Here is a 5,130-nt window from a genome sequence, read left to right as displayed (position 1 = left end):
GGCGGGCGCTGGGCCCCTGGCTCGTGGTCGGCGCGCTGGCCGCGACGCTGGCGGCGCTGCTGGTGCCGGTGTCGCTGTTCGGCTCCGCGCACACCGCGGCGGCCGTCCCGCCGGCCTTCACCGACGACGGCGAGGGGGTGCGGCAGACCGCGTTCGGGCCGCTGACGGCTCTGGACCGGGACTTCGTGCGCAAGGTCCGGCTCGCCGGGCTGTGGGAGAAGCCGGCCGGGCGCATGGCCCAGGAGCGCGGCACCACCGAGAGCGTGCGGATCGCCGGGCAGCACCTGATCGACGGGCACACCGAGCTGGACCGCCGCTCCCTGGAGGCCGGCCGGGACCTGGGCATCACGCTGCCGGGCCGGCCCACCGATCAGCAGCAGGGGTGGCTGGACCAGATGGACGCCGCCCGGGGGGCCGATTTCGACCGGGCCTTCGCCCAGCTGGTGCGCGCCGCCCACGGGAAGGTGTTCGGGCTGGTCGCGACGGTCCGGGACAAGACCGGCAACTCCCTCGTCCGCGAGCTGGCGACCCGCGCCAACTCGGTCGTCCTCGACCACATCACCGTCCTGGAGAGCACCGGTGCGGCCGGTATCCCCCACGTAGTGCCCGGGGCCCCGGAGCCGCACGGCAACGAGGAGATGAAGTGATCCGATGACCCCCACGCGATTCCAGAGCACCGGCCGCGGCCGGAACGCTCCACGCAAGGGCCACAAGCGCCGCACCTCGCCCAAGGTCCGCGCGCTGCTCGCGGCGGCGGCCCTGCTGCTGGGCGGCGGCGGTACGGCGGTGATCGCCGCCAACGCCTCGGCCGGCGGGGTGAGCCGCCCGGCCGGCCGGGCGGCCGCGACGGCCATGACCATCGCCTGCCCGGACGTCGGCGAGCAGCTGACCGACGTGCCCGATCCGGCGCGGCAGCGGGTCTCGCAGGGCCTCGCGGAGCTCGACGCCCAGGTGGCGCACGCCTACGAGCACATGACGGAGCCCGGTGGGGCGGACGGTGCCGTGCTCGACGAGCTGAAGGGGCAGCGGTCCGCGTCGATCGGGCGGATGGCCGACGCCATCGGGGAGCGCACCGCGCGGCCGTCCGGTCTGACGCGGCTGAGCGGCTGCACCACCCGCCAGGTCCGCACCGAGGCGGCCGGCGGCGACCGGGCGGGGCAGGGCGTCCTGAGGAACGCCATGCGGGGCGGCCCCTCCCCCGCCGACTTCGCCGACATCCGCACCGCGCCGGCACGGCCCCGGCCCGCCGTCCGCGCGGGCGGCTCGACCGGCACGTTCACCTCGCGCTGCGGCCGCAACGAGAACGGCCACTTCAACTCCGACAACGTCATCGTCACGCCGGGCGTGAGCAACGGCGCGCACCACACGCACGACTACGTCGGGAACCTCTCGACGAACGCCTTCTCCACCGACGCGAGCCTGGCGGCGGCCGGCACGACGTGTGCCAACGGCGATCTGTCCACGCACTACTGGCCGGTGCTGCGGCTGCTGGACGGCACGGCCGCCCCGGACGCCCGGGCGCCGGGCGGGGGGCACGACGGGAACATGGGCCGGGTGCTGCGGCCGGCATCGGTGACGATCCAGTTCCGGGGCAGTCCGGTGTCGAAGGTCTCGGCGATGCCGCGCTTCCTGCGGATCATCACCGGGGACGCCAAGGCCTTGACCAACGGCCCGGGCAACGCCAACGCCTCGTGGAGCTGCACCGGCTTCGAGGACCGGCAGCTGAAGGACAAGTACCCGGTCTGCCCGCCGGGGTCCCAGGTGGTGCGCACCTTCGCCTTCCAGAGCTGCTGGGACGGCCGGTCGACCGACAGCGCCAACCACCGCACGCACGTCGCGTTCGCCCGGGCGGACGGCTCGTGCCCGCGCGGGTTCCGGGCCGTGCCGCAGCTGGTGCAGCGGATCACCTACGACGTGCCGGCCCGTACGCCGTTCGCGGTGGACAGCTTCCCCGAGCAGTTGCACAAGCCGGTCACCGACCACGGTGACTTCATCAACGTGATGCCGGACGCGCTGATGGCGCGGGCGGTGGGCTGCGTCAACGGCGGGCGTCGCTGCTGAGCGGTGCCGGCCGGACGGCCTGAGGGCTCCCGCGCCGGGTACTCCCCCGCACCGCCCTGCCGCCCGGCGACGGGAACGCGGCGGCCCCGGACCTCATTCGGTCCGGGGCCGCCGCTCGCGTCGGGCGCCGTGTGTCCGGGGCGCCGCCGTAATTCCCCCGTGGGTGCCGGCTTCGCGTTCACAGGCCGTTGACCCGTGCCTGCCGGGCGAGGCCGAGGGGGTGGACGGTGGCGCCGACGGCGCGGCCCCTGGCGGTGCCGCGGGGGCGGGGCCGGCGGGACTCGGCGAGGAGCCGGCGGCTGCGCAGGGCGAGTTCCAGCTCGAAGCGGGTGCGCGGTTCCCTGAGGGCGGGTCCGAAGAGTTTCTCGATCTGGCGCAGGCGGTAGCGCACGGTCTGCGGGTGCACCTTGAGGGTGCGGGCGGCCTCGGGGGCGCCGCCGCTCTCCAGCCAGGCCAGCAGGGTGACCTCCAGGCGCTCGCTCTGCCGGGGGGTGAGCCCCTGCAGGGGGCGCAGCCAGCGGGCGGAGAGGGCGCGGGCGAGGGACTCGTCCTGGAGGAGGAGCAGGTCCGAGAGGTGGTCGTCGACGAAGAGGAGCCGTTCGCGGGGGTCGGGGCCGGGCTGGGTCAGGTCGATCAGGCGCCGGGCCCAGCGCAGTGAGGCCGCGAGGTCGGGGGCGGGCACGGCGTGGCCGACGGCGGCCGTGCGGCCGGCCAGGACGGAGACCAGGTCGGTGCGCGCCCCGGGGCCGGGGTCGGGGACGAGCAGGCAGAGGTCGGCGTCGACGGTGCCGAGCAGGGCCGGGCCGAGGGCCGCCTCCAGCTGGAGGGCGATGTGGGAGGCCTCGCCGGAGGTGGCTCCGGTGAGGACGACGGCGCGGGCGCGGCGGGGCAGCGGCCAGTCGGCCCGGCGGGCGAGTTCGGCCAGGACCCGCTCGGGCGGGCAGCGGTCGTCGGCGAGGGCGGTGAACAGGGTCCGGCGCGCGCGGGCGCCGGGGATGGGGGGGAGGACGCGGCCGGTGCCGGGCCGGGTGACGGCCGCCGGCCGGGACGTGCGGTCATCGGTGGGCCCGGCGCGGAGCCCGAGGGAGAGCAGGAGTGCCTGCTCGACCGCTGTTCGCGCCGCCTGTTTCCCGATCCGCTCCGTGATCTCCGCGAATACCGGTGTATTGCGCATCAGTTCGTCGACCAGGGCGGCGGCGACGGCGGGGAGTTCCTTTCGCAGGACGCGAGTCCATTCGCCGCGTGGTCGTGACCAGATGCGGTTCAGTATTTCGCACATCGTCTACCTCCGGACTTCTGCACGGACAACGGGGTCTGGACGGGTGTTCGGACCCTGTCGTCTGAGTGGGCATCATCAACAGCGGTCCACCGCCGTGGGGGCCGCCACACGGGAATTTGTCACAGCGCGATAAAGCTCATGAAGGTTTTGCGAGTTTCCGTGATGCTGCCGTTCATTCGGCCGCTCGGCGCAGGACGCCGATGCGCGGGATTTCCGGATTTCTCAGGAACACGGGCATCCGCCCGAGTTATCGTGAGCGCCGTCGGAGGCCCTCTATGCCCGCGTCACGCACGCTGTTGCGTTCGCATGTGATCCGTCCCTCCTCCCTCCGTCCGCCCCGTCCGCAGGCGGCGCCCCGTCCCCGGGCGCGCTCCTCCCCCGCCGGCGGCTCGTACGCCCGGCCCGCCCTGCCCGCGGCGCTCCTGCTGCTGCTCGCCACGGCCGGACGGGCCGGGGTGCCGGGGCGGGCGCGGGAGTTCCTCGACTTCGGCGCGGGCGTGCTGGCACTGGTGTCGCTGACCGCCACCGTGCTGTGGGGGCTGGCGGCGACCGACCGGCTGCTCCTCGGTTCCTCGCACCGGCTGCTCGCCCAGGGCGTGCACCGGGGGCTGGGGGTGGCCGGCATCGGTTTCCTCGCGCTGCACGTCTGGGTGAAGGTGGCCGAGGGGCACGTCGGTGCGGCGGCCGCGGCCGTGCCGTTCACCGACCGCGCGCAGCCGCTGCTCGTCGGGCTCGGGAGCGTGGCCGGCTATCTCTTCGTGACGGTCGCGGTCACCGGTGCGGTGCGCAGCGCCTTCGCGGCGGGCGGCCGGTCACGGGCCTGGCGGGCCCTGCACATGAGCGCCTATCCCGCGTGGGGTGCGGCGCTGCTGCACGGGCTGCACTCGGGCCGTCCGGCGAGCGGCTGGGTGACGGCGGGGTACGCGCTGTGCGTGGCGGGCGTGGCGGCCGCGCTGGTGGTGCGGGTCCGCGGGGGCCGGAACGGGCGCGGGGGGAACGGGTGACGGGGCCCGTGCCGACGCTGTCGGCCGTCGGCACGCCGCGGTTGCTGACGGGCCTGGACCAGCGGGCCTGGGTGGACCGGGCGACGCATCTGGCCCTGCACGGCCCGCCGCCGGCCCTGGTGGCCGGTGACCTGGCCGAGCTGGCGGAGGGGGTCGGGCTGCGCGGCCGGGGCGGGGCGGGTTTCCCCTTCGCCCGCAAGCTGCGCGCGGTCCTCGGCTCCCTGCGGCGCACCGGGGGCCCGTCGGCGGTGGTGGTCAACGGCAGCGAGGGCGAGCCGGGTTGTCTGAAGGACACGGCGCTGCTGCTGCACGTGCCGCACCTGGTGCTCGACGGGGCGTTGCTGGCGGCCGGGGCGCTCGGCGCGGAGCAGGTGGTCGTCGGGGTGACCCGGGCCGATGTGGAGCGGTCGGTGCGCCAGGCGGTGGCCGAGCGCGGGGCCGGCGAGCCGGGGGTGCGCGTGGCCCGGCTGCCGGAGCGGTTCGTCACCGGTGAGGGCACGGCTCTCGTGCGGGGCGCGGGCGGCGGTCCGGCGCTGCCGTCGGGGCGCAAGGTCCGCTCCAGCGAGAGCGGGCTGGGCGGGGTGCCGACCCTGGTGTCCAACACGGAGACGTACGCCCAACTGGCCGTCGCGGCACGGCTCGGCGTCGCCCGTTTCGCCGAGCTGGGGCTGCCGGAGGAGCCCGGCACCCTGCTGCTGACCGTCGCCGGGGCGCACGTCGTGGAGACGCCGACGGGGCTTCCGCTGCCGTACGCCCTGGAGTTGTGCGGCACGGGGCCGGGTCAGG

Annotated in this window: 4 protein-coding genes and 1 pseudogene; 4 read left to right on the top strand and 1 reads right to left on the bottom strand. The window is 75.7% G+C overall.

Annotated elements, in window-relative coordinates; translation table 11 throughout:
- The coding region (locus tag AB0K09_RS29705; RefSeq protein ID WP_366068506.1) for a DUF4142 domain-containing protein at positions 1 to 647 on the top strand (647 nt) is incomplete at its 5' end.
- 4 nt (positions 648 to 651) lie between these two features.
- Entirely contained in the window at positions 652 to 2,061 is a 1,410-nt protein-coding gene (locus AB0K09_RS29700) for a DUF1996 domain-containing protein (RefSeq protein WP_366068505.1), read from the top strand.
- A 178-nt stretch (positions 2,062 to 2,239) separates the two neighbouring features.
- On the opposite strand, the gene AB0K09_RS29695 is transcribed toward AB0K09_RS29700, so the two are convergent.
- Positions 2,240 to 3,340 (bottom strand): helix-turn-helix domain-containing protein, encoded by a 1,101-nt coding sequence (locus AB0K09_RS29695; RefSeq protein WP_366068503.1) that lies wholly within the window; start codon positions 3,338 to 3,340, stop codon positions 2,240 to 2,242.
- A gap of 308 nt (positions 3,341 to 3,648) precedes the next feature.
- On the opposite strand from AB0K09_RS29695, the gene AB0K09_RS29690 reads away from it, so the two are divergent.
- Positions 3,649 to 4,344, top strand: a complete 696-nt coding sequence (locus AB0K09_RS29690) for a hypothetical protein (RefSeq protein ID WP_366068501.1) — start codon at positions 3,649 to 3,651, stop codon at positions 4,342 to 4,344.
- A gap of 8 nt (positions 4,345 to 4,352) precedes the next feature.
- A pseudogene (locus AB0K09_RS29685) lies at positions 4,353 to 5,130 on the top strand (oxidoreductase); the annotation flags it as partial.

This window comes from Streptomyces sp. NPDC049577 (genome assembly GCF_040675635.1).
GTDB lineage: Bacteria > Actinomycetota > Actinomycetes > Streptomycetales > Streptomycetaceae > Streptomyces.
The sequence above is the reverse complement of the archived record's forward strand: the minus strand, read 5'-3'. Positions and strand labels throughout refer to the sequence as shown.

Bases quoted from the DNA above. Each gene is read 5' to 3' on its own strand.
- AB0K09_RS29700 (WP_366068505.1), top strand. From the start codon at position 652: ATGACCCCCACGCGATTCCAGAGCACCGGCCGCGGCCGGAACGCTCCA.
- AB0K09_RS29695 (WP_366068503.1), bottom strand. From the start codon at position 3,340: ATGTGCGAAATACTGAACCGCATCTGGTCACGACCACGCGGCGAATGG.